The sequence below is a fragment of the Pseudomonas sp. NPDC089758 genome (assembly GCF_044748705.1).
GTDB classification, from domain to species: Bacteria; Pseudomonadota; Gammaproteobacteria; order Pseudomonadales; family Pseudomonadaceae; genus Aquipseudomonas; species Aquipseudomonas putida_X.
The window spans coordinates 182,962-206,657 of record NZ_JBIVGN010000008.1 but is presented as its reverse complement, the minus strand read 5'-3'; the positions used below and the strand labels follow the sequence as shown (position 1 = coordinate 206,657).

Sequence of the window (23,696 nt, the reverse complement as noted above, 5' to 3'; positions counted from 1 at the left end):
GTTTGACCGGAACGGGCATTTTTGGAAACGAGCTGGCTTCACACTGCGGATAAAATGATCAGCCCGAACACAGAGGGCTAGGCACCTCGAGGCCTACGCAAGGAGCGCCTGTAGGCACCAGGGGTGATGCCCGTCCATTTCTTGAATGCCCGGTGAAAGGCACTGGTCTCAATGAAGCCGACCTCTGAGGCAACGTCATCGACCGTCATACCTGCCTGGCAAAGCAGGCTGATGGAAATATCCCGTCTCAGATTGTCTTTCAGCCGTTGATAGGTGAAGCCTTCAGCATAGAGCCTTCGCTGTAGGGTGGAGCTGGACATGTTCAGCTCGCGGGCGAGTTCATCGAGCTCAGGCCAACTGTACGGAGAGAGAAGCTTCAGCCGCCTGCGGATCAAAATGCTTGTGCTGTCATCGTTTCGGTACTTCACCAGGAAATTAGTTGGCGTCCCCTTCAAAAATGCAGGAAGAGAACCGAGGTTTTGGCAAACCTTGTACTCCAGAAAGCTCTTCTCAAAAACAGCGGAGGTTCTGTCTGCGCTCCACTGGATCTCCTCACAAAAGCGCATTCGATAGTCGCTATCGTCTTCCGGCTGAGGAGGCCGCATCGTCAGCTTCAGGACAGGGATACGCCTATCGCACAACCAACAGAGTAGGCCGTGCACGAGTACCAACCAGGCCCCATAGCAGAACGCCCTTCGCAGCTCACCGTGGTCATGGATAACTATCGCAACATTTTCCCCATCGCATTCCACCGTCCCGTAGATGTCATCAAGGGCTGTCCTGAGGAACGCCAAGATTCGCTTGAGCGCCTGTCCAATGGTTTCGCACCCCAAGGCCAGCTGAGCCATCAGCTTGAAGCTTCCTCTTCTTAGAGGATGGCTATCTGCCGCGAAGAACTCATCGTCGAGTAAGTCAGCCAACGCAATCCACAATCGGGAGAACGTACCGGCAGGCACCCTGGCGTAATTCTGAGCTAGCAAGAGAGGATCTATGTGCGCGTGGCTGAGCAAGGTAGCCACATCCAGGCCACGCTGTTCTGCTCCCTGAAGTGCGTCCCGCACGAGGCTGATAGACGTGGTGCCGTTGTGTGCAGAAAACTCCATCTGGGGCTCCGTCGCTAACTCAATACCGGGATGGCCTAGCAAAGCAGGCAATCCCATAGAAGATCACCGTACCAATATCACTATGCCAGATGTCAACGCCTACCCACTTTTTATTGCAACAAGTTTTGGAGTTCTGTCCTTAGAAGTCACCGCAACTGAGGTAAGCGGGCATTGCTTCATTCTCCACCATACCTCCAGGATGTTCAGCCCACCTGTTGAAGGCCCCTTTCATGAGTGCCAGCGTTATGTTCTGGGAGCATTTTTCAGTCGGACAAGAGTGGACTCACCATCGAGGTGAGGCCTTGGATGAGGACGAAATCATCGCCTTCGCAAAGCAGTATGATCCGCTCTACATTCACACTGACCCGGTACGAGCGCTTTCCGGCCCCCTTGGGATGCATTGTGCAAGCGGCGTACATACCTTCGCTATTGCTCAGCGAATGCTTTGTGATGCGCTCTTCTCCATGACGCATGTCGTGGCTGGTCACCGCATCGATAGCTTCATCATGCATCGGCCAGTGAGGCCGAGAGATATGCTCAGCCTGACGGTAGAGGTGATGAATGCAATGCCGCACGCTCGCCGAGACGACTGCGGCTGGGTCACGTTCGCGATCACAGTGCTAGCAGCTGGTACAGGTAGGGTGTTGACCTATGACCTCACCGTGCTGATTGGACGAGCACGTTGGAAAAGGCAACCGAATCGCTAAGCAGAAGCCAAGCAGGTCGATTGCCTAAAGCGGGAGCAACGCTCCGCACTCCCCGCTCGTGGATGGCCAATGCGGCTCTCATCCTAGGAGAAGATTAAAAGCCGAAGGCCTTGGCCACGGTGAGTGTCAATCTTCACCGCGCATCCCAATGCCGCAAGCACACGCCGTAGGTAGCTCAGTTGTACCTCGAGCACTTTCGTGCCGGGATCAAAATGGTAGCCCCATACATTCAGGAAAATGGTTTGACGGCTGAACACCTGATCCGCGTGTCGAACCAGCAACTCCAATATCCTGATTTGGCCTTCACAGGAATCCGCCGCAGACCGCAAACGACCTCGCGACTTGAAGTATCCAGGGCAAGATCGCCGAAGCCGCACTTGTCTTCCGACACGGATGGTATCTGCATTTCGAATGGCCTGAGCGGCTGCAGAGAAGGCCTGCAGCCTGGGTCGGATGTTACTTAGCAGCGCATGGCAGAGCGTAGGCGATGATGTAACCACCACGGTTTTCATTGGAGCCCGTGCGAGTGGCACCGCCAACGGTTACAACAATGTACTGCTTGCCGTCATGACCAACATACGACATGGGAGCACCTTGGGGGAGTCTACCTGGTCACTGGTGCGTTTTTTCTAAGCGGAAGTGTTAGCGAAGCGGTGGCGGTAGTCTGAGAGCTCTGGCCCATACTCGAAGAGAGGAACTCTGATGCAAGCTAGATGAGAGAAGACTCGGCGGATACGCGCTACGAGGGCATGAACATCGATGGCAACCAGCTTGGAAAGAAGAAATTGAGCACGGCGAATTAGTTTAAATTGCTCGAGGTGCGCTTCATAATTCGGCTTACAGCGTCGAGCATACTCTTGATAGCGTTCGATGTTCGTCTCCCACTTGGGCGTCCCGTGCTTCAAGCCACCATTCGGCACCATGACGGCAATCGACCTGACCTCTGGTGAAACCAAGTGGCAAGTGCCTATGGGTACAATCCAGGACGCCCCAGTTCATGGGATCGTTCGAGGCGTACACATTCCATTGGGTATGCCAACTATGGGTGGCCCGCTGGTCACCAAAGGCGGTCTGACCTTCTTCCATGGCTCCCTGGATTACTACAGCCGTGCCTTGGATAACGACACGGGTGAAGAACTGTGGCGTGGTCGACTGCAGGTAAGTGGTCTGCCACCAGGGCAGCATACGTCCTGTATCCCAAGAACGCGGCAACGATCTCTTGCGCAATGCTGTGTTGGACTTTGATGCCCTTGAGGGCGAGAGATTTTTTGGCTGCAAATACAGCTGTCTTGACGAAGTCAGTCATCCAAGAAATTCCGGGGAAGTGTCGCTGCGCTGGGCGTTTTGTCACTAGCGATTAACCGGAAACTCCGGAATGCGATAGCAGGAATGAAGCGGGGTTTAACGTTCTGTTTTTCAAGCCGTCCAGAGCTTTGGCGGAGAGCCGAAATCGATCATATCGAACGACTCGGACTGGTTCAAGCCTATGAATCCTATGTATAAATCTGCCCTTTTTCGGATATGGCTGTTGGCTGAAGGGCTCCGTTAAAGATGCTAGAGGACGAATGCCCGTGGGCTGGACTGCCGCTCCACTGAAGTAGCCACATCGGTTCAGAGCAAACAGCTCAGAGCTAGCGAGGAGCACAGGCAAGCGGAGCGCAGGCCGACGGCCGAAGACGTGAAGGATCGAAGCCCGCAGGGCCGAGCCACATTGTGGCTTGGTTCACGAGAGCCTAACCGTGTCCAGCGTCACCAGCAGGCATGGAATCAACGCCAGTGATCCGCAAGTGGATGACGCTGCCTAAAGAGATCCACCACCTGGCGCAGTAGCTCCCTAGCGGTTACTGCAGCGACAGGCGGTGCTAGAAATCCTTGAGTCGTGTACTTGGCTATAGGAAGGGCATCGAGAGCCGCCCCAATGCAGACTCCATCATGGAAGGAGTAATTATATGTCGACCTTATCCCTGGCAGGATGCACTCATGCAATCAGTAGATTGGACTTCGAGCAGGATCAACAGTGGCCGGACACCCCCCAGAACCGCCATTTGCTAGCCGCGTATGGGGCTGCTTGTGAACAATCATCTAACTGCGCTATTGCTGCACTGACCGCAGAGCGAGGCGGCTGGAGAAACGTTGAGGAGTACAAGGCTAAAGCTGCGCACTGGGAGACAGTGGCGAACACTCTCGGAGCTGTATTGAGCATGGAAATCCATGGGGGAAGAGAGAACATTCTGCTCCCAGATCCCTGGAGCTAGCGAGGGCTGAAGCAGTTTGCTGGGCCACCGACACGAACCTGGGTCTCTCGTTATACCGTAGCCGAGAGACGGGTAGTCATCACTTCGGCAAGTTGTCTTGATGAACTCTACGTGGTCAAGGCTGGCAACCGACTTGATAAAAGCCCAGCGGCTGTCGCATTCAGCATCGCGGGAGTGAGCTTGTCTCTGAGCACCCATTTGCAGGCCGCGATCTCATTGCGAGCAACAGGCCTCTCTTCATCATCGAAATGCGTGGTGAATACGTGGTGCACGGTTAGACCCACCTGAACAGTGCATAGGGGACACAAGCCGTGGCCTTCGATGGAAGTCTCCTCTTGAAGCTCCCGTGCAGCCGCTGCGGCAGGTGACTCTCCTGGCTCGATAGCACCGCCAGGAAAATTCCACTTTCCGCATTTTTTCCGGACTAGAAGAACCCTGCCGCTTCGAAGACAGATTATCGTCGCCCTGGCCTTGATCTTGGCTTTTCGCTCTTTTTTGTCCCGCATGCACACACTCAGCTCGTCATTAAGTTCATATCCGTCTCGTTTAGCGAGGAGAGACTTATTCTCTGAAGACTCACCTCTGTGGCGAGTCGTTCAACCTGATAGGCACAGCTGCCCAGCTGACAAATCCACAACTCGGCTTACTAGACTCGCGACTGGCTGGGCTGTGCATGGCGATCAGAGAGACTCGCTGGCTTTTTTCACTCGGAGGAGCCGCTGGGTCAGCGCAAGTACCATGAGCCATGGTCAGTTCGGATCACAGGATGAGGACTTTCTTTTCACTCAATTTTCACGACTCACCGTCGACACTTCAGTTATCCCTACGTGTGATAGAAGCTCCCATTAGCCCGCCTAGCAGCGGGTTTTCTTTTGCCAAATTTTTTGAGTCGGCCATCCGTCTATTGGGCCGCTCATTCGATAGACCAAGGCTGTCCATTCTGGACATCAGCCAGAGCCTACCTCATGCGACCGTTCCTAAAATCCGTATCCATTCCATTGGCCTGCAGCGTTCTGTGGGCTTGTTCTGCTCACGAGAAGAGGTCTCCAGTGAACACGCCCGGCAGGCCTGAATCAGTAAAGACTCAACTGCTGGAAGCGGGGGCAGCGACACTGCATGCCAAGCCGCCCATTGAGGCTATCAACGCCTACCTGGATGGCTTTCATTTTTACAACGGTCATCCCGATGTGCAGATGGAGGCGCATCACTACTGCTCCATCCTCAACGAGGATGTAATTCAGTGCGTCATCTTCGATGGCAAGAGGAAAGACGCGAAGATCATGGGCGTCGAGTACATCATCGACGAGAATCTCTTCGCTGGACTGCCGGCCCAGGAGAAGGCGATGTAGCACAGCCATGGCTATGAGGTTTCATCCGGGCAGTTGATCGCGCCTGGGATTCCTGCACCTGCTGAACATGCCCTCATGGAGCGGCTGGCCCATACCTATGGAAAGACATGGCACACGTGGCATACCGACCAGGATAAATCGCTCCCTGTGGGTGTTCCGCAATTGATGATGGGATTCACTGCGGATGGACAGGCTGACCAAGCGATGTTGAGCAGCGGAATCGGCGTTTGGGAGTGGATGCGGCAAAAACCAAAGCTCAGCGGGCTGACATTCAAATCCCTGCCGCTGATCCCGAAGCGGATGGTTGGGAGCACGGCAACGTTATTCAGATCACCGATCCAACCGGTGATCATCTGCACCGCCGCAACATCGCGACACCTGAGAAAGCGAACAGTCGATCAAGCCAGTAGACTGAAAGTTTCGGGTCGTAACACCAGTGGGAATATCTGAAGCTGCACGTGCTCCTATCGGAGACGGCTGTCGTAAAACGCACTCTGGCTTCGACTGGTTGCGGCCCTTTGGGCTTCCATCCTCACGTCTGTGGCCCCTCCGTGGCCTGCGCGCTCCGCTTGCTTCTTTGTACACAAATGGCGGGGCAGCGGAGCAGTATCCTTGACACCGACTGGCTGCCTCAACGCCATACCAAATCGAGGAATTTCTGCATCGAAAGCGCATTGCCTAACGCTGCCCCGGACGTGTTGTTGTCGAAGATGCACCAGGTTGGCACATTGTTGGCCCTACTCGCTTCGAGCCGTTCCGACAAGTGCTGCAGAAACTCTTCCGAATAAGAACTGTAGTAAATCCGAGGAACTCCGTGCAGCCTCCAATACACCATGCCTTGCCAACCCCCGGGCTCGACATCATCATCGAAACGGGGTGGGCTTGCGGCTACCCGGGCGATTTGAAATGCTGACAAAGTGATGTGTGCACCCCTCCAAGAAGGATGCCGAGGCTCTAGTGCCAAGGCGCCTGAGTAGCGCTTGCGCACCAACGCAAAAAAATCTTGAGCAATTTTTGCCTCGTACTCCAGTGAGGGTGGTAATTGCAGCAGGATACAACCGAGACGTCCTTCGAGCTGGCCGCATTGATCCAGAAATTCCTTCAGCGGTGCCTCACAACTCGTCAACCGACATTCGTGAGTGATCGTCTGCGGCACCTTTACCGAGAATCTGAAACCTTCTGGCACCGACGCTGCCCACCGAGCATAGGTCTGGGGCCGATGCGGATGATAGAACGAGCTGTTGATCTTCACTGCGTTGAGACGAGTCGAGTAACGCTGCAAGTGGCTACCCAAAACGGGAAACTCATTCAGGGAAGGCGATCGTGTCCCAGGAAGTGGTGTAACTCATCATGGCTCTGGCCGCTGAGTTCGCCGTTTAGTTGATCACGGCCGACAGCTTGGCCTGTGGATTATCGCTGACTGCCTCAAAGGCCTCCAACTGCATGTAGCGCCGTTGCAGGCACCACTGGTAGTTCTGCTTCAGCAGCATCGCGGCTACCAGCCGTGTGATTGCAGGATCGTTGAGAAAGATGCCTACGACGTCGGTGCGGCGTTTGATCTCCGCGTTGAGCCGCTCCAGTGGATTGGTGCCGTGTAATTGCTGTCGGTGCGCTTTTGGAAACGCCATGGAGCCAGCACTCTATCCTCGCAGCCGTCCATGTGTGTCGCGATCTTGGGGCATTTTTCGCGTAGCTGATCAGCGACCAAACGCCATTGCTGATGGCATTCGGCACGGCTGTCCGGGGCGAAGACCGTGCGCAGTAGGGCCGCCACCATGGTGCGCCGACCTTTGCCGACGTGGGCCATGGCATTACGCATGAAATGCACACGGCAGCGCTGCCAAGTCGCTTTGAAGACCTTGGATACAGCTGTTTTCAGGCCTTCGTGGGCGTCGCGATGACCAGCTTCACGCCCCGCAAGCCACGTCGCATGAGGCTGCGCAGGAAGTCTGTTCAGAACGGCTCAGCCTCTGACGGCCCAACCCGCATGCCCAAGACTTCGCGGCCACCGTCGGTGTTCACGGCCACGGCGATTATTACGGCAACCGAGACGATGCGTCCGACCTCCCGCACTTTGACGTAGGTGGCATCGATCCAGATAGGGTCACTGGAGTCACCCACAAGATGCGTGAAAAGAAGGCGATCCAACATTTGGCCAGTCGCGGTCTGCTGTCGCCAGCCGTGTAACTGGTGCATGCGACGCATGTCGACGAGCAATACCTCAAAAGCATCGCTGATAACGGGGCCTCGGTCTGCATCACCCCGTTGACTGAAATGCTCATAGGCTATCGGTTGCCACTAGTCGAGGCACTACACCGAGCGAAGCTTCCCGTCACACTGGGGATCGATACCCTGGTGTTGGGTGGCAATGCCAATCCCTTCTTGCTCATGCAGACTTGCTTGAATTTTGCGATCGGCACAACCGGCCAGGAGCAGTTCATGTCGTTCCGTGACGTGCTTCGCTGGGCAACACAGGATGCCGCCAATTCCACGGGCTTGGGCCAGGAGATCGGCTCGATCACGGTGGGCAAGCGTGCTGACATGATCCTGGTCAACACACGTAACCTGGGCATGTTCCCGGTGATAGACCCTGTGGCATCGATCGTTCAGTCGGGTACGCCAGCCGATGTGAATACGGTCATCGCTGATGGGCGGATCATTAAACGCAATGGCCGTGTTCTGGGTATCGACCTTGCGGCGTTGGCAGCCCAAGCATCCGCAGGTGCACGCGAGCTGATCAGCTCATAAGTTGAGATCAAAACCCTGGAGCCTACCTCCGCCCACTCACAGCCTGTGAGATGGGCGGAGGGAGAATGCTGTCGCCAGGGTTGTCCGCTCAGGGAGTTACCAGAGGCGCATGCGTAGCAAGAACGCCCTGCTGTTTCGCAGCCTTTTCTTGCGCGCTCCAAGCCTTCTGGAACGAAGGCTCGGAGCGAAGCAGTTCCCAGTACTCATTCACGGGCGCAGAAAACTCGCGGCCAAGACCGATGAACTCCGCAAGCATCAGGGCATATCCCACCGAAATATCGGCCATGGTGAACCGGTCTGCACAGAGGTATGCCCTGCCCGCCAGGCTAGCCTCCACCGCGCGCAGCCGGGAAAAAAACCACCTGCTGTAGTCTTGGACGGCCTGATCGAGTTGACGCTCTGCGGGCTCGAGTTTGCCATAGCGCAAGACAATCGTCTGGGGGAAGGTCAGCGTCGCCTCCCCGTGGTAAAGCCAGTTGAGGTAGCTGGCAAAATCCTTTTCATCGGATCTTACCGCTAATGTGCTTGGCCCGTACGCCTGCGCCAAGTACTCGCAAATGGCAGCGGACTCGGTCATCAAGGAACGCTGCTCGGTGATGAGCGCCGGGACGGTACCGAGCGGATTGATCTTCAGAAACTCCCGAGCGAGATAGCGTGGAGGGAACGGCAACATGTGCAGTTTGTACACTAAGCCGAGAGCCTCCAACGCCCACAAAGGCCTGAAGGAGCGTGCGCTCATGCTGTGGTAAAGCTCGATCATGCTGCATACCTTTACGTGTAGGTGGTGGCCAGCAGCGGGGGTTTGATGAACCCGCGCCTGCCTGGGTCGCATATCTGGGCTGCTTAAAGTTGCTTCACAGCAATCCTGGGCTCTACAACAACGGGCGTCGCAACGGCGCGATTCCAACCCTGCAGCGTGCTTTGCAGCGTAGCCCGAGCGTTTTCGAGGTACCGCTCTCTCACTTTGCCATAGCCCCTGACCTTCTCAGGCATTTCGCACAGCTGCACCGCCAGCTCAAGCTTGTGAGCCTCCAACCCAGACGCCACCACTTCCAGCACCCCTTCATACTCGTGAAGCCACGCAAGCTCGGTCTTGCGCTCATGCGTTCTCGCGAAAGGATCCAGCCACGTGTTCCGAATGCGTCGCGTCATGGCGAGTAGCTTGAATGCTTTCAGAATCCATGGGCCGAATCCGATCTTCTTGTCATTTCCAAACACAGGCGGCGCCAAGTGGAATCGAAGTTGGACATCCCCTTCGAACTCACTGCTGATACGTTCCAGGAATTCAGGAGCGCTGTGCAGGCGCGCGACTTCGTACTCGTCCTTGATCGCCAGTACCTTGAAGTAGTTGCGTGCGACGGCTTCAGTGAGTGCCCCCGGCGAGCCGCAGATGCTTCGCTCAAGCACGGCAAACGCCTCAACGCGCCGGCGGTACTGCTGCGCGTAACCGGCATCATGGTAGTCCGTCAGGTAAGCCGCCCGATGGGCAAGCGTCTCCTCCAGTGTCGAGGCGGCCCGCTCAGGCTGGTGCCCTGACTGACCCTGCGCCACCAACGCTTCGACTTTCGCAAGGTTGAAGGCCGCTCGCCGGCCCCAGAGAAATGCTGCCTTGTTCAGCCCTACCGATGTTCCGTTAAGCTCTACAGCTTGCATCAATGACACGTGGGAAACCGGTAGCCAGCCGAGCTGGCAGGCATATCCCAGCATGAACATGTTGGTGGCGATCGAGTCTCCGATCAGTGCGGTCGCCAAGGCGCTGCCCTGGACAAAGGCCGAATGAATTGGCCCTACCACTTCCGTAATCTGTGCAATGAGACCGTCGCTGCCGAATTCTGGGTCGGAGAACTGCTCCAGGTCACCTGTCTCAGCTTGCGCCGCGAATCGCCTGACAAACGCACCCGTGATGCTCTCCTGCAGGTTCACCAGGGCGTGCGTGACCTCTTTGCTGACCTTTGCCAGCGTCTCGGCGTTGGCGCTTACCACCAGGTCACAGCCCAGCAGCAGACTGGCCTCGCCCTCGGCTATTCGAGGTGCATGGAGCATTGCCTGGTTTTCACCGATGCGGATATGTGACCACACGGCGCCGCCTTTCTGCGCGAGCCCTGCCATGTCGAGCGTCAGCAACCCTTTGCCTTCGATGTAGGCGGCCATGCCGAGAATTGCGCCGATGGTAACCACCCCCGTACCACCTACCCCGGTTACCAGGATGTTGTAAGGCTCAGTGACAGGCTTAACTAGAGGCTCTGGCAGTGGCCAATCCTCTTTATCAGAAAGCGCCAGCGCTGCAGGCTTTTTAAGCTTTCCACCTTCGACGGTGACAAAACTTGGGCAGAAACCCTCCAGGCACGTGAAGTCCTTGTTGCACGAGGACTGATCTATCTGGCGCTTGTTACCCAACGGGGTCTCGACATTTACGACCGACATGCAGTTGGACTTGCTGCTGCAATCACCACACCCTTCACAGACGGCCTCGTTGATGACAACGCGTCGGGCCGGATCTGCAAACTTTCCACGCTTGCGACGCCGTCTTTTCTCGGCAGCGCAAGTCTGGTCGTAGATGATGGCTGATACGCCCGGAAAATCTCGAAGCTCACGTTGCACGTCGTCCATCTTCTCTCGATGCAGTACCGGTACGCCAGGCGCGAGGTCACTAACGTCCGTATAGCGATCCATGTCGTCTGTGACGACGATGATGCGCTGCACGCCTTCGGCTGCAAGCTGACGAGAGATCTGCGGCACGGTTAGCGCGCCGTCAACCGGCTGGCCCCCAGTCATGGCCACGGCGTCGTTGAACAGAATCTTGTAGGTGATCGGGGCTTGAGCCGCGACGGCTGCACGGATGGCTAGAAGCCCGGAATGGAAGTACGTGCCATCACCGATGTTTGCGAACACGTGCTTGGTGCTGGTGAACGGGGCCTGGCCGATCCAGGCCACACCTTCGCCCCCCATCTGACTGAAGGTTTTGGTTTGCGGATAGATCCACGCGGCCATGTAATGGCATCCGATCCCGGCAAGCGCCCTGCTACCTTCAGGCACTTTGGTCGAGCTACTGTGGGGGCAACCAGAGCAATAGTGCGGTACGCGATCCATCAGCGTAGTCAGACCACGGCGCGCAGACAACTGAGCCTCCAGCACGGCGAGCGTGACCTGCAGCTCTCCCAGCTTTTTGTATTGAAGGATGCGCTTGGCGAGCGCGCGCGCGATGTGCGCCGGAGATAGCTCGCCCGTGGCGGGTAACAGCCAGTCCGTGTGTGGGCGCGTCCACTCCCCTTTGTCGTCAAACTTGCCAACGATGCGCGGGCGTACGTCTTCTCGCCAGTTGTAGAGCTCCTCTTTTAGCTGGTACTCAAGTAAATGGCGTTTTTCCTCGACCACGAGAATCTCATCGAGGCCCTGGGCGAAGTGACGAACGCCCTCCGCATCCAGTGGCCACACCATGCCGACCTTGTAGATCCTGAGACCAATCTGCGCTGCACGTCGCTCGTCGATACCCAGGATCTTCAGTGCCTGGCAGACATCCAGGTATGACTTGCCAGAAGTGACGATCCCGATGCGAGCCCCCGCCGAGTCCATCACCACCTTGTCCAGTCCATTGGCCCGGGCATAGGCGACGGCGGCATAGAGTTTGTGTTCTAGCAGCCGCTTTTCCTGCGCGAGGGGTGGGTCTGGCCAACGTATATTGAGCCCGTCTGGCGGGAGTTTGAAGTCGGGGATCACCGGGTTCACTCGATCGAGCGAGACGTCCACAACGGCCCCGCTCTCGACCGTGTCAGCCACTGCCTTCATGGCAACCCAGCACCCGGAATACCGGGACATCGCAAATCCATGCAGCCCGTAGTCGAGATACTCTTGAACACCGGACGGCGCCAGCACCGGCATCATCACGGCTTTGAACACGTGTTCAGTCTGGTGCGGCAGCGAAGAGGATTTAGCACCGTGGTCGTCGCCGGCAATGGCAAGCACGCCACCGAAGCGAGAGGTACCCGCCGCGTTCGCATGGCGGAACACATCCCCAGTTCTATCAACGCCTGGGCCTTTGCCATACCAGATGCCGAATACGCCGTCGTAGCTGGCACCTTCGAACATGTTGACCTGCTGCGTGCCCCACACCGATGTGGCAGCCAGATCTTCGTTCAGCCCAGGATGGAATTTGATGTGCTGGGACTGGAGGTGGTCACGGGCTTTCCACAAGGCCTGGTCGAAACCTCCGAGCGGTGAACCACGGTAGCCCGTGATGAAGCCAGCGGTATTGCGACCGTTCGCGTAGTCTCGCTGGCGCTGCATCATGGGTAAGCGCACCAGCGCCTGAATCCCGGTCATCAACACGTTGCCAGTCTGTTGGGTGTACTTATCGTCAAGCGAAGGTACAGGGGTACTCACGGCTAATCCTCCAGTTATTTTTATTCAAGCAACGGCATTGAGGAGGGGTTGCTTGGGTTGGCTGGAGTCTAGGAAGCAAGTTCTGTATCGTAAAATTATAAAAACAGGCATGAGGTATCTGAAAAGCTAATGGCTACCAAACCAGACATCTCCATGCGTCAGCTGCGCTATCTGGTAGCAGCAGCCGAGCATGGCCAGTTCTCTCAGGCCGCGCTGAAAGTTCATGTCTCGCAGTCGGCGATCACTACCGCCGTGAGCCAGCTGGAAAGCTTGCTGGGTGTTCAGCTATTCGAGCGCCTACCCCACGGTGTCCAGCTGACTGCCGAAGGGCACAAGTTCTATCAGCATGCACGGCACATCCTGGACACCTTGCAAGACGCCGTGGCGCAACCTGCGTTTCTCAGCCACTCACTCAGTGGGAGCGTCCGAGTCGGGGCCTCCTACACTGTTCTCGGTTATTTCTTACCCATGCTGCTGGCGCGCTTCAAACGCAGCTACCCGCAAGTGGACATCGACCTGATAGACATGGATCGCCCTGCGATCGAACAAGGTGTCTCAGGGGGCTCGTTGGATATGGGCCTGACGATCATCTCGAACGCCGATACCGATTTGCCCTTTGAGCGGCACATGTTGATGCGTTCACGACGCCAATTATGGCTGTCCAGCGATCATCCGCTCATGGAGATGGACACTATTCGGCTCACGGATGTTGCCCAGCATGGCTACATCCTAGGTACCGTGGATGAGGGGGAAGCATCAGCGCTGCGTTACTGGCGTGCTGCCAACATGGAGCCGAGGGTGGTGTTCCGCACCTCTTCGATCGAAGCGCTCCGGGGACTTGTGGCCCATGGCTTCGGTGTCACCATCCTTTCGGACATGATCTATCGACCTTGGTCTCTAGAGGGGCGCAAGATCGAGGCGCGCCCGCTCGCAGATGCCGTCCCGGCCATGGAGTTGGGGCTGATATGGCGAACGAGCGCCGCCCTCAGCCCCGTTGCGAGGGCGTTCCAGCAGTTTCTAATCTCAGCCAATGTGATCTAGTGGACGATGCATGCACCTCACCGATCGCCTTTGAGATACTCAAGGAAGCTCCTGCAGGTGGCGGTGGTAAGCTCATTTGGCTGCGTAATGACGTGGAATTGCCGGCGCGCCCAGTCGTCTTGGAGCGGAATCCGGACAAGTGGCGGGCCATCGGGGCTTTCGGAGATGACCCGATCAGGCAGGACGGCTATCCCCAATCCGCCCTGGATCATTCGGCAAACGGCATCGAAGCTCTGCAGGTGGACGCCATATTTGATGCTTGACTCAGATGCTTTCGCAGCATTCTCCAGCGTCTGATACAGCGGGCTATCACGGTGCAGGGCGATCTGTTTGTAGGTCAGACTTTCAGCAAATGGGATGCTATCGCGGCCAGCCAGCGGGTGGTCTTCCCGCACTACCAGCACCAGTTTATCTAGCCGATACTCATGGACAGTGAGCCCAAGCTGGGCCGCTGATTCCAGTCCCGCACCAATTCCCAGATCACACTGATGCCCGAGCACGGCTTCGAGAACTGCCTCACTGGTGTGTTCTTCGAGGTCTACGTCCACATAAGGGTGTGCGGCCAGAAAGCGGTTCAGGTCATCAGGAAGGAACTGGATGATGCTGGATCGGTTGGCGTGCAACCGAACGTGCCCACGTTCACCTTTAGCGAATTGCGAGAGGTCAGCGCTCATCTTCATGATTTCGGTCAACAAGCGCTGTGCATGCGCAAGTAGGCACATGCCAGCGGGCGTAGGCTGGACGCCCTTGCTGTGGCGATATAGCAGGGGTGCACCTACGACTTCCTCAAGCTCAGCGATCCGCTTGCCCACAGCGGAGGGCACCATGTTTTCCCGCTCTGCGGCACGGGTAAAACTACCTTCCTCGCAGGTGGCAATGAACAGTCGAAGGGTCGTTGGATCGTAGCGCCAGGTTGAATGCATGAGTGACCGGAAATTTTTTCTTGGCTGAGTAGAGGAAATGTCGCGGCCAGCTGGCGGTATCGCTTCCTATCATGAGCTCCATTGAGGAGGTAACCATGACAACAAAAATCCGTTTTGCTGGTCGATTCCTGTTTTTATCCTGTGATAGTGAGGCCGTGCAACGCCAAATTGCGGGTGAAGACCTGAATCTTCAGGACGTGCTGCCGCTGCGTGACAACATCTCCACCGACGAGATCACCCCGGTGGTGATCATGATGACCTACGACGAGCGCCTGGGTACCTACCCCTACGTTGGATTCAAAACCCAGGATAAGCTGCCAATCGGCAATGACGCGGTGAAAAATGGTGGTTTTGAAATCACCGTTGCCGGCAAACGATATGGCAAGGGTTCGTCCCGGGAATCCAGCCCGCTGGCTGAACAGTCGGCAGGCATTCGCCTGATCATCGCCGAGAGCTTCGAGCGCATCTATCGCCAGAACTGCGACAACATCGGGATCTATACCTCCACTGACTTCTCGCTGATTGACCGGATACGAGCGGGCGAGGAAATCGATCTTGAAGAGTTTCTGGCCGGGCGCGATGAGGTCACCCAGGAAGTGATCCGGGCTGGCGGTCTACTGCCGTACAGCAAGCAACATCTGCCGCGTAACCCCTCGAAGGTCTTCAACACCCTGCCTTCGAACCGCCGTCCGATGACCTTGGTCGAAAAGATCATTGAACGTCGTCGTGTCGCGCCTCAAGGTGACCTGGCACGGGGCGACGGTGTTTTCCTCTCTGTCGACTGGCGCTTCAGTCATGATTACTTCACCGGAATGTGCGCGCACCTCATGCATGGCGCATTTGGTCAGGATCTCGAACTCGCGCGGCCTGAAGAGATCATCGCCTTCCAGGATCACTTGATCCTGGCCAACCAGAGCTACCCGCATGTGCGCGACAACCTGCTCGCAGCCGTGGGTGGCCTGGCTTCTGCTCATGATGAGTTTGTACGCCGCTACCCAGTACGTGCCCACGGGGCGCTTGCTGGCCAGAGCGGATCCGAGGGCATTTGCCACGCACTGTTGACGGAGCAGTACGCGCTTCCAGGTCAGGTGATCGTCGGTACCGACTCGCACACGCCGCACTCTGGCTCCCTCGGATGCCTGGCCTTTGGTGCGGGCGCCACCGATATCGCCAACAGTTGGGCGACCGGTTTCATCCGTTGCCGCATGCCTGAGGTCATCAAGGTGGAACTGACCGGCCAGTTAAGGTCTGATGTCACTGCCAAGGACATCGTGCTTGAGCTGCTGCGCAGTGAGCCCATCCGTCAAGGCCAGGCTATCGGTGCCGTGTTCGAGTACTCGGGCGAAGCGGTCGCAGCACTGTCCATTGACGAGCGAGCAACGCTCACCAACATGGTGGCCGAGCTTGGTGGATTCACCGGCATCGTAATCCCGGATCAGAAGGCGGTCGATTTCATCCGTGAACGCCGAGGCGTTGAGATCGAGCTGGGAGACTGGCTCTTCAGCGATCCCGATGCGCAGTACAAGGAGCATATCCAGATTAACTGCTCCATCCTTGCGCCGCTGGTGGCTGCACCGGGCGACCCAGGCAACGGCATCGCGCTTGTGGATCTTGAAAGCGACGTTTCTGTCGACATCGCCTACGGCGGCTCCTGCACTGCTGGCAAACGAAAGGACTTCGACTACTACCATGAAGTGCTCGCCTGGGGACTTGGTCAGGGCTTGAAAATCCCCGACCACACCAAGCTCTATCTGCAATTTGGCACGCTCGCGGTACGAGACTACTGCCAGGAGAAAGGCTACCTAGAGACGTTTGAAGAAGCCGGCGTAGAGCTGATCATGCCAGGCTGTGGTGCCTGTGCGAACTGCGGCCCAGGCTCTTCAACCCGCGCGGAACAGGTCACGGTGAGTGCTATCAACCGCAACTTCCCGGGTCGCTCCGGGCCGGGTCAGGTATGGCTCGCCAGCCCCTACACGGTTGCGGCCAGCGCCCTGGCAGGTAAGCTTGCCAGTTTCCAGATGCTTCAGCAGATGGCGCTTTAAGAGGTACCTGTAGCATGAGCGTCTCGACCGCAGACCTGTGCGATCGCTTTGCCGAGCTGATCGACTCGGGGCAGCTTGCTGTTCTGGAGGGTGCCTGGCAGTGGTTTGGCCCGTTGCACACCATGTCCGGAAGAGTCCAGACGCTTGAGGCCCGAGGCTGCAATGTCGAGCTTCGTGATCTGCTCAAGCAGCCGGGTAAAGGGCATGTCCTGGTGATTGATTCGGGCGGGCATCGCGGCGCATTGCTCGGCGATAACCTCGCATCCCTTGCGCGTTCAAACGACTGGGCTGGTGTGCTGGTAAGCGGGAATATCCGTGATATCAGCGCCCTCGCCTCTATTGATCTCGCCGTGGTCGCGACTGGGACGTGGCCTGTACGCTCCAGGAATGAGCCTGGCGGCGCAGTAGATATGCCGCTCATCCTGGGTGGTGTAAAGGTCAACCCCGGCCACTGGATTTATGCCGATGAGGACGGCGTCTTGATCAGCCCCCATGAATTGAGCGCCGCATAAGGCGTATCGAGGACACACCTGCTTCACGTGGTACCTGATACTCGTTGATGGGCAGACCTCATCAGCACACCGCATCTCCGACAAATACAACTATGGAGAACGCACTATGGCCATCCTGGCTCACAGAGCGACCGCTGTCGACTCGGATTTACAAGAACTGCTGCTGTACCGTCGTATCGCCTGGCGCATTTTGCCTCTGACCATCATTTGCTTCCTGTTCTCCTACTTCGACCGCATTAACATCAGCTTCGCTAAAACCCAGATGCAAGCCGAGCTGGGCCTGAGCGATGCCGCCTACGGCTTTGCCGCCAGCATCTTCTTCTTCGGCTACGTGATGTTCGAGGTACCCAGCAGCTACGGGCTGAAGAAGTACGGCGCGCCGAGCTGGATCTGCCGCATCATGGTCTCCTGGGGTATTGCCACTGCCTGCCTGGTATTTGCCTACAACGAGTACACCCTGTACTTCCTGCGCTTCCTGATCGGTGTGATGGAGGCTGGGTTTGGGCCGGCGCTGCTGTTCTACCTCGCATGCTGGTTCCCCAAAAAGAAGCTGGCCAGCATGAACGGCCTCTGGTTCCTCTCCATTCCGTTGTCGGGTGTACTGGGTGCACCGGTGTCGGGCGTCATCCTGGAATACATGAATGGTTTCCTGGGCCTTGCCGGCTGGCATTGGCTGTTTGTCCTATCGGGTCTTCCGTGTGCGGTGCTCGGCGTCATCGTTCTGTACAAGCTGGATCGGGACATCCAGTCTGCGAAGTGGCTGACGCAGGATGAGAAAGACCTCCTGCAGCGGAATCTGGACAATGATCGCAAGGATTCCAAGCCGATCCATGCCTCTTTACTGAAGGTCATCCTCACCCGAGAAGTCATGATCCTCTCGGTGATCTACTTCATGATCAAGCTCACCGGCTATGGACTCAACTTCTGGATGCCACACCTGATAGGTTCAGCGGGTGTGAAAAATCAGATGGCTGTGGGGCTGCTGACGGCTTTGCCCTACCTGGTCGCCGCGATCGGCATGGTCTTCATCACGAGACGCTCGGATGCCAGCGGCGAACGCAAACACTACCTCTGGAAATGCATGTTGGTAGGTGGGATCGGCTACTTTGCCGCGTGCTACTTCAACGACAACCACTACCTGCTGACATCGTTCCTGATCCTGGCCACCGCTGGAGTCTTCATCGCCATTCCAATCTTCTGGACGATTCCGCAAAAGGCGTTTTCTGGCCTCGCAATCGCGGGCGGTATCGCGGCAATCAACACGGTTGGCCAACTCAGTGGCATGGTGGCACCGTTGTTGGTCGGTTACATCAACGATCAGACGGGAAACACCTTCATGGGGATGCTGGCGCTGGCGCCGTTCTGTCTCCTCTGTGTTGCTTTGATCCTCTGGGGTATCCCGTGCGACAGGCAAAAAACACCAGCTTGATGAGTCCAGTCATCGGTTAGGGTGCAGGGACTTGCATGAGTATCGAGTTCGATACCCACTCGCGCCTCCTGCCCTGCAGACAATTGTCAAATGCAGCCGCGGAAGGGTCGGCGCTCTACTGCCGGGTTCCTGCTTCAGCCCTTGGGCTCGACAGCGTTGACCACTTCCATTTTTGCACTCATCCGATGCAGGAAACCGATCAAGAGCTCAACCTCCCCGCTATCCAGGCCCGAGAGAAGCAAGCTCTTTGCTGCACCCTACGGACTAGCCGTGAAGCGACGCCTACCAGATCTCAACGCCTATTCGTTCAGCTACGAGCTCGGGGTCACCAAGCCCGACCCAGCGATCTATCGCGCCGCGTCCCATGATCTTGGGGTTGTGCCTGGCCACTTGTTCGGCGGTGCGGCTCAAGTAGCAATGATCGGCGATTCGCCGCGCTGTGATCGAGATGGCCCTCGAGCTGTTGGCATCAAGGGCTTTCATCTTGATCGATCCGGTTCCGGCGCTATACGAGATAGCCACCGTTGCGTTTCAGTCGGCGGGGCGACTCAAACCCTGGCAGGTCACAACCGCCAAGCAAATGATGTTGGATCATCTGGATACCGGTATATCGGTCACCACACTCGCCGAAGCCTGCGGACTTCCGCGCAGCCATTTCTCGCGAATGTTCAAGGAAACCACACAGGTCTCTCCTCAGCAGTGGTTGCGGGAGCAGCGGCTCAGGAAGAGCAAGGAACTGCTGGAGACATCGACGATGATGCTCGCCGAGATCGCGCTGGAGTGCGGTTCCTACGATCAACCACATTTCTGTCGAACGTTCATGAGATCCGAAGGGATGACGCCCCAGGCTTGGAAACAACAGGCTATTTAGCAAGGTCGGGACTGCTATCCCAATCGATCCTAATAACGACTCAACTTAGCTTGTGGCCAGTTACTGAGGTCACTCAGGGCTGTGGACGCCACAGATGACTCAGGATTGGGCATATTTTGGATGAGAGCTGACCAACACGCGGCATTAAAGGCATTAGGGGACGAGCAGCAAATTGCTGCCCCAAACGCTGAGAAATGGCTTGGCATTAAAAGAAATGGTGGTGGCCGCTGACGCTTGAGCCAACGGCCACTGGGCACTGGCTGCAGCTAGGCCACTTTTTTCACGTGAAGGCGCTGGTCTGTCGCCAGACGCCGTGCTCGACCAACCCCCCAGGCTAATGCCCGGGTCATTGACTCACCTGGACGGGAATCGAAAGCTTCCTCGTGCAACGCCATCCCGCATCCTGCATAAACGCCAATGAACATCTGCGTCTGACCTGTGCGCGATAGTCTGACCTGAACATCAATAGTCGTACCGTCATCGAGCTCCTCGTCGTGCGTGCGATGATGAAGCACGGGATCCGCCCAATCCCAAAAAATGTCACCACGAATACGCATGCCGCCCTCCTACGACTTTAGTCTTCCATAGCAAAGTAAGACGGCGGTTCAATGACTATGGCCTGGACAAATATGGGTATCGGACAACTGGCCTAATTTCCGATACAAATAATTTTTCTTGTATAACTTTCCCTTCTCTGGTCTGAGAGGGCTTTCGGTTTCGATGCGCCTGTTTGCGCCCAGCTGTCCGATTGATCCACCATGTGAACTCCATGGCGGAGTCTATATATTCTGGCTATCTACGAGCCCAGCGTATTACACAAAGCTGATCAAGCCCTAGGACATACTCCAGGAACGCATGCCCTCAAGCCCAGGATGGGCGATGAAAAATTTCGAGAAAATCCAGAGCAATGTCTTCCACCGAATGCCGCCTCAAATGTCGAAGCCAGCACGGCTCCTCTACTCTTTGCAGACGGGCTTTTTCAAGGCCTCATAACGTGCCAGCAGCGGTTGAACCGTTAGCCCATGAAGAAGAATGCTTAAGGCCACTACCGATAGAACCAGGTTGGTACTCTGCGCCGCGTATGCTGGCAGTAGCCCATGATTAAGGGCGTAAAACAGATAGTAAAAGCTGCCGATGCCACGGATACCGAACCAGCCCAATAGTCCGCGCTGCTTTACATTCAGCATCCCCCGCAAAGGCATGAGGATGATGGTGACAGGCCGGATGACCAGGAACAACGCTCCAGCGACGATGAGTGCCCGCCAGTCCCAGTGCGCGAGCAGAACAGCGCCGAGCAACGTCACCAGAAACACTTCCAGCGCCCGCTCCACCAAACTTCCAAACGCGAGCATGTCTCCCAGCATTATCCCTGCTGCAACCTGGGAATTCTCAAGCCGATCAACATCGCCCTTTAGCGCCAATTCTGGGGCCATATGCTGGTGCCCAACCACCGGCTGCACCAAGTGCTCCGCAGCCGGATCATCGGGCCTGGTCGAAGTCTGCACTTCGGCTTGGCGCAGGCCGAGCCCTGCGGCGAACACCGCCAGGAATCCGTAAGCCTGCATCGCTTCGGCTGATACATAGGCCAGTGCGATCAGTGCAAGGGCCAGATAATCGTTGGGAGACACAGTACTGTCGTCATTGCGCAGGCGTAGAAAGAGCGTGAGCTTGCCAAGACCGCGCCCCATCCAGTAGCCGCTCAGGAGGGCTGCAGTCACTGCCCAAAACATATCCTTCAACAACCAATCGCTCAGCCACCCCAGCCCCGTATTCTGTTGCAGGAGCAGACCAAGGACGACGAAGGGAAAAGCCACTCCGTCATTCAGGCCCGCCTCGCCCGACAAACTGAAACGAACAGGATCATCATCCCGGGCATCAACCACCTGCACGAGGGTAGCGAGAACGGGATCGGTAGGTGCGATGATCGCACCGATCATCACCGATACACCCCACCCAAGATGCAAGCCGAAGTGCAACAAAAGAGCCACTCCAGCGATAGAAATCACCATGACCGGCCCCGCTAGGTAAAAAGCGCTCAACCACCTATGGTCATACATAGGGAGACGCAGTTTTAAACCGCTGAAAAATAAAGAAAACAATACCGCGACTTCGGTTAGGTGCTCCATCCAGCCACTGGAGCTGGCTACATCGAGATGCAAGAAACCCAGCCCGGAAGCCCCCCAAGGTGATGCCCAGCCCAAGGCACACCACTGAGGACGTTACCGGTACCCAACGCAAGTATGAGGATGACAGTGCGAGTAGCAATAGCACTGCGCCGAGCATGGCGAACCAGACGATAAAGGTCATTAACTCGGCTGCCCCCAAAGACGTGCTGACTGAGTTTCGACTGTCCGCCGTTGAACGTCGTTCCACTATGATGAGCCTCCAGTCTTGCGCCCTGCTAGCTCGACTCCCCCACCGTCCAGAAGGTCTTTGTGCTCTTTAGCGGTGTCCGTACCGTCAGCGTCGTTCCCTGGCCGCGATGCAGGTTTCTTAGGGGCATTGAATGAAAGCCACGCCACTGGGGCCGTGCTGTTCTACGCCTTCATGTTCGCTGATGCCTTCGACAAAGGCCTGACCTTCAAAATGGGTCAGACCCATGTTCAAAAATACCTTCCCGAACTGCTGGAGCACATCGAAGCAGGGCGCCTGCAACCCGAACTGATCGTTACTCACCGCCTCGCCCTGGAAGAGGCTGCCATGGGCTACAAAATGTTCGATCAAAAACAGGATAACTGCCGGAAAGTGATCCTCGTTCCAGGGGCGGCCGCTGGAACGTTAGGGAGTGATTACGTGTAAGCCATCGGAGGACAAACCTATGAACGATCTTGGTACGTACTTCTGGATCGCGGTAGCAACGATTCTTTTGTTGATCGACCTGTGGGCGATAGTCAGCGTGTTTCGAAGCGACAAGACCGATGCGACCAAAGCCATGTGGGCCTTGGTGATCCTGGCTCTACCGCTGGTTGGACTAGCTGTTTGGGGAATTGCGGGCCCGCGCGGGATCAAACGCGGGACTGGGCCTACGTCAGACGAACACAGTAAGGGCTGACATGTCATTTGAACTGACCTACGTGGATACCGGCACGGCGTCGATGAAGCCCTCCCCTACCTCAGGGCGCAGCGCAGCGGTATCCCCTACCTCAACTCCCGAAAAACCGTGAGGGAAAATCGTCCCCTGCTACCGCTCTGAGGTAAGCAGTATCAGCCTGGGGACGTGGATCACGCCACTCCTGCCAGGAAATGATTCCTTGACGATCCATTTCATCCGCCCGTCGAAGCAATTCCTCGTGATAGTCGTCCGGCGATTCCATACGCCATGCCCTGTCCTCTAGCAACCCGAAACCACGCGGCCAAACTTTTGAGCTTTAACGATTGAGGTGCGAAGAAGTTTCTCACAAAGGTGCGCCTCGCGAGCCCTCTCTCGTCAATGCTCGGTTGAGTCGTCAATGCCTCAAAGGTTCAGAAGAGCAGCTTTTGTGGCCTAGGATGAATTTCTCAAGACAAATGTGCCGGCGCGTTGGGTGGAGGCTGCTTGCCGGCAGTGCCTTCTACTGCTCTGCGACTTGGCGCAAAAGCAGCAGGGCTACGACACTGTCGACAAAACTGTGGCGCAGTTCGGTCGCATCGATAAGCTCGTCACAACGCCGCGTTCCAAAGGCTCACGAGGGCCTGGACGGGATTGACGATGATGAATGGGTAAAGACCTTCGCTACCAACATCACCGCCATTTTCCGGATCTGCCAGCGCGCGTTGCCGTCGATGCCCAAAGGCGGGTCGATGCAACACCAGCTCGGTCAACTCCAACGCCCCTCACTCAGCCTGTTGGCCTAAGCCGCGACCAAGGCACCATTGCCAATTTCACAGCCCGCCTCGCTCAGCTGCAGGGCATGCAAGTCATACGGGTCAACAGCGTCGCACCCGGCCCGATCTGGACACGGCGGATACCTATCACCTGCCATATCGTATGCGGAACCCAGTCCTCCAGAGTGAACTCCAAATCCGAGAGAATCCGGATTACTACAAGCGGATTGACCGTTTGAAGATGGCTCAAGGTTTATGGAAACGGTCTGGAATGGTTTGATGGAAAATTGGGTTGAGCTGCTGGAATGGCCAGCGATGGCGGTCACAGTGCTGGCAGCCTGGTGTATTGGATCGCACCGCCCTGGGCGGCGCAAATTGGGCTTCTGTTGCTTCATCGCAAGCAACATTTTATGGACGGCTAAACTAAATATTCATTTAGTTTAGTTATATTCGATTGACCATGATCGCCCTGGCCCCAACTACGTGTTAATGGTGGTACCGCCTTGATTAAAATTGCTTCTATCAAGGCGAT

At 56.7% G+C, this 23,696-nt stretch carries 16 protein-coding genes and 6 pseudogenes; 11 read left to right on the top strand and 11 right to left on the bottom strand.

From position 1 onward, the window contains the following. Nucleotides 1-77 precede the first annotated feature (77 nt). Entirely contained in the window at nt 78-1,103 is a 1,026-nt protein-coding gene (locus ACIPZH_RS13820) for an AraC family transcriptional regulator (RefSeq protein WP_400636506.1), read from the bottom strand. A 230-nt stretch (nt 1,104-1,333) separates the two neighbouring features. On the opposite strand from ACIPZH_RS13820, the gene ACIPZH_RS13815 reads away from it, so the two are divergent. Further along, the gene (locus ACIPZH_RS13815; protein WP_400636504.1) at nt 1,334-1,810 is read left to right on the top strand and encodes a MaoC/PaaZ C-terminal domain-containing protein; all 477 of its coding nucleotides are present in this window, start codon (nt 1,334-1,336) and stop codon (nt 1,808-1,810) included. 83 nt (nt 1,811-1,893) lie between these two features. Here the strand turns inward: ACIPZH_RS13815 and ACIPZH_RS13810 are convergent, their stop codons facing one another. Together ACIPZH_RS13810 and ACIPZH_RS13805 are read right to left on the bottom strand one after the other, a co-directional pair. Continuing rightward, complete coding sequence (locus ACIPZH_RS13810; RefSeq protein ID WP_400636502.1) at nt 1,894-2,322, bottom strand: winged helix-turn-helix domain-containing protein; 429 nt, start codon at nt 2,320-2,322, stop codon at nt 1,894-1,896. A 1,850-nt stretch (nt 2,323-4,172) separates the two neighbouring features. Then, entirely contained in the window at nt 4,173-4,571 is a 399-nt protein-coding gene (locus ACIPZH_RS13805; RefSeq protein ID WP_400636501.1) for an NUDIX domain-containing protein, read from the bottom strand. Nucleotides 4,572-5,030: 459 nt separating this feature from the next. Here ACIPZH_RS13805 and ACIPZH_RS13800 point away from each other — a divergent pair. Beyond that, a pseudogene (locus tag ACIPZH_RS13800) lies at nt 5,031-5,824 on the top strand (OBAP family protein). A gap of 221 nt (nt 5,825-6,045) precedes the next feature. On the opposite strand, the gene ACIPZH_RS13795 reads toward ACIPZH_RS13800, so the two are convergent. Further along, complete coding sequence (locus ACIPZH_RS13795; RefSeq protein WP_400636528.1) at nt 6,046-6,726, bottom strand: DUF72 domain-containing protein; 681 nt, start codon at nt 6,724-6,726, stop codon at nt 6,046-6,048. A 64-nt stretch (nt 6,727-6,790) separates the two neighbouring features. Continuing rightward, nucleotides 6,791-7,514 (bottom strand): annotated as a pseudogene (locus ACIPZH_RS13790) (IS256 family transposase); the annotation flags it as partial. Nucleotides 7,515-7,604: 90 nt separating this feature from the next. Between ACIPZH_RS13790 and ACIPZH_RS13785 the strand changes: the two are divergent. After that, a complete protein-coding gene (locus ACIPZH_RS13785) occupies nt 7,605-8,162 on the top strand; it encodes an amidohydrolase family protein (RefSeq protein WP_400636500.1) in 558 nt (185 codons plus the stop codon). 88 nt (nt 8,163-8,250) lie between these two features. On the opposite strand, the gene ACIPZH_RS13780 is transcribed toward ACIPZH_RS13785, so the two are convergent. Continuing rightward, a complete protein-coding gene (locus ACIPZH_RS13780; protein ID WP_400636498.1) occupies nt 8,251-8,922 on the bottom strand; it encodes a glutathione S-transferase family protein in 672 nt (223 codons plus the stop codon). Nucleotides 8,923-9,005: 83 nt separating this feature from the next. Then, on the bottom strand, nt 9,006-12,482 hold the full coding sequence (locus ACIPZH_RS13775; RefSeq protein ID WP_400636526.1) for an indolepyruvate ferredoxin oxidoreductase family protein: 3,477 nt from the start codon (nt 12,480-12,482) through the stop codon (nt 9,006-9,008). A gap of 189 nt (nt 12,483-12,671) precedes the next feature. Between ACIPZH_RS13775 and ACIPZH_RS13770 the strand changes: the two genes are divergently transcribed. Next, on the top strand, nt 12,672-13,583 hold the full coding sequence (locus ACIPZH_RS13770) for a LysR family transcriptional regulator (RefSeq protein WP_400636496.1): 912 nt from the start codon (nt 12,672-12,674) through the stop codon (nt 13,581-13,583). Nucleotides 13,584-13,600: 17 nt separating this feature from the next. Here the strand turns inward: ACIPZH_RS13770 and ACIPZH_RS13765 are convergent, their stop codons facing one another. Continuing rightward, the gene (locus ACIPZH_RS13765; RefSeq protein ID WP_400636494.1) at nt 13,601-14,506 is read right to left on the bottom strand and encodes a LysR substrate-binding domain-containing protein; all 906 of its coding nucleotides are present in this window, start codon (nt 14,504-14,506) and stop codon (nt 13,601-13,603) included. Between the two features lie 95 nt (nt 14,507-14,601). Between ACIPZH_RS13765 and ACIPZH_RS13760 the strand changes: the two genes are divergently transcribed. The 4 genes from ACIPZH_RS13760 to ACIPZH_RS13745 all read left to right on the top strand — a co-directional run bounded on the left by ACIPZH_RS13760 (nt 14,602) and on the right by ACIPZH_RS13745 (nt 19,360). Continuing rightward, a complete protein-coding gene (locus ACIPZH_RS13760) occupies nt 14,602-16,548 on the top strand; it encodes an aconitase family protein (protein ID WP_400636493.1) in 1,947 nt (648 codons plus the stop codon). Between the two features lie 14 nt (nt 16,549-16,562). Further along, entirely contained in the window at nt 16,563-17,060 is a 498-nt protein-coding gene (rraA, locus tag ACIPZH_RS13755) for a ribonuclease E activity regulator RraA (protein WP_400636491.1), read from the top strand. 106 nt (nt 17,061-17,166) lie between these two features. Continuing rightward, nucleotides 17,167-18,489: an MFS transporter gene (locus tag ACIPZH_RS13750; RefSeq protein ID WP_400636490.1), complete on the top strand. Its 1,323-nt coding sequence runs from the start codon at nt 17,167-17,169 to the stop codon at nt 18,487-18,489. Nucleotides 18,490-18,937: 448 nt separating this feature from the next. Then, nucleotides 18,938-19,360 carry a helix-turn-helix domain-containing protein gene (locus ACIPZH_RS13745; protein ID WP_400636489.1) on the top strand — a complete coding sequence of 141 codons (423 nt, stop codon included), beginning with the start codon at nt 18,938-18,940 and terminating at the stop codon, nt 19,358-19,360. A gap of 266 nt (nt 19,361-19,626) precedes the next feature. On the opposite strand, the gene ACIPZH_RS13740 is transcribed toward ACIPZH_RS13745, so the two are convergent. Beyond that, nucleotides 19,627-19,917: a hypothetical protein gene (locus tag ACIPZH_RS13740; protein ID WP_400636487.1), complete on the bottom strand. Its 291-nt coding sequence runs from the start codon at nt 19,915-19,917 to the stop codon at nt 19,627-19,629. 399 nt (nt 19,918-20,316) lie between these two features. Then, a pseudogene (locus tag ACIPZH_RS13735) lies at nt 20,317-21,667 on the bottom strand (cation:proton antiporter). Between the two features lie 159 nt (nt 21,668-21,826). Between ACIPZH_RS13735 and ACIPZH_RS13730 the strand changes: the two are divergent. Both ACIPZH_RS13730 and ACIPZH_RS13725 read left to right on the top strand, forming a co-directional pair. Beyond that, nucleotides 21,827-22,159 (top strand): annotated as a pseudogene (locus ACIPZH_RS13730) (hypothetical protein); the annotation flags it as partial. A 19-nt stretch (nt 22,160-22,178) separates the two neighbouring features. Beyond that, a complete protein-coding gene (locus tag ACIPZH_RS13725) occupies nt 22,179-22,412 on the top strand; it encodes a PLD nuclease N-terminal domain-containing protein (protein WP_400636486.1) in 234 nt (77 codons plus the stop codon). 91 nt (nt 22,413-22,503) lie between these two features. Here the strand turns inward: ACIPZH_RS13725 and ACIPZH_RS13720 are convergent. Then, a pseudogene (locus ACIPZH_RS13720) lies at nt 22,504-22,759 on the bottom strand (hypothetical protein). Nucleotides 22,760-22,875: 116 nt separating this feature from the next. Between ACIPZH_RS13720 and ACIPZH_RS13715 the strand changes: the two are divergent. Further along, nucleotides 22,876-23,316 (top strand): annotated as a pseudogene (locus ACIPZH_RS13715) (SDR family oxidoreductase); the annotation flags it as partial. Between the last annotated feature and the right edge of the window lie 380 nt (nt 23,317-23,696).

Excerpts from the sequence above, each read along its gene's own strand:
- ACIPZH_RS13820 (WP_400636506.1), bottom strand. The coding sequence starts at position 1,103 with ATGGAGTTTTCTGCACACAACGGCACCACGTCTATCAGCCTCGTGCGG.
- ACIPZH_RS13760 (WP_400636493.1), top strand. The coding sequence starts at position 14,602 with ATGACAACAAAAATCCGTTTTGCTGGTCGATTCCTGTTTTTATCCTGT.
- ACIPZH_RS13810 (WP_400636502.1), bottom strand. The coding sequence starts at position 2,322 with ATGAAAACCGTGGTGGTTACATCATCGCCTACGCTCTGCCATGCGCTG.
- ACIPZH_RS13780 (WP_400636498.1), bottom strand. The coding sequence starts at position 8,922 with ATGATCGAGCTTTACCACAGCATGAGCGCACGCTCCTTCAGGCCTTTG.
- ACIPZH_RS13775 (WP_400636526.1), bottom strand. The coding sequence starts at position 12,482 with ATGACCGGGATTCAGGCGCTGGTGCGCTTACCCATGATGCAGCGCCAG.
- ACIPZH_RS13745 (WP_400636489.1), top strand. The coding sequence starts at position 18,938 with ATGGCCCTCGAGCTGTTGGCATCAAGGGCTTTCATCTTGATCGATCCG.
- ACIPZH_RS13815 (WP_400636504.1), top strand. The coding sequence starts at position 1,334 with ATGAGTGCCAGCGTTATGTTCTGGGAGCATTTTTCAGTCGGACAAGAG.
- rraA (WP_400636491.1), top strand. The coding sequence starts at position 16,563 with ATGAGCGTCTCGACCGCAGACCTGTGCGATCGCTTTGCCGAGCTGATC.
- ACIPZH_RS13740 (WP_400636487.1), bottom strand. The coding sequence starts at position 19,917 with ATGCGTATTCGTGGTGACATTTTTTGGGATTGGGCGGATCCCGTGCTT.
- ACIPZH_RS13725 (WP_400636486.1), top strand. The coding sequence starts at position 22,179 with ATGAACGATCTTGGTACGTACTTCTGGATCGCGGTAGCAACGATTCTT.
- ACIPZH_RS13765 (WP_400636494.1), bottom strand. The coding sequence starts at position 14,506 with ATGCATTCAACCTGGCGCTACGATCCAACGACCCTTCGACTGTTCATT.
- ACIPZH_RS13770 (WP_400636496.1), top strand. The coding sequence starts at position 12,672 with ATGGCTACCAAACCAGACATCTCCATGCGTCAGCTGCGCTATCTGGTA.
- ACIPZH_RS13750 (WP_400636490.1), top strand. The coding sequence starts at position 17,167 with ATGGCCATCCTGGCTCACAGAGCGACCGCTGTCGACTCGGATTTACAA.
- ACIPZH_RS13805 (WP_400636501.1), bottom strand. The coding sequence starts at position 4,571 with ATGCGGGACAAAAAAGAGCGAAAAGCCAAGATCAAGGCCAGGGCGACG.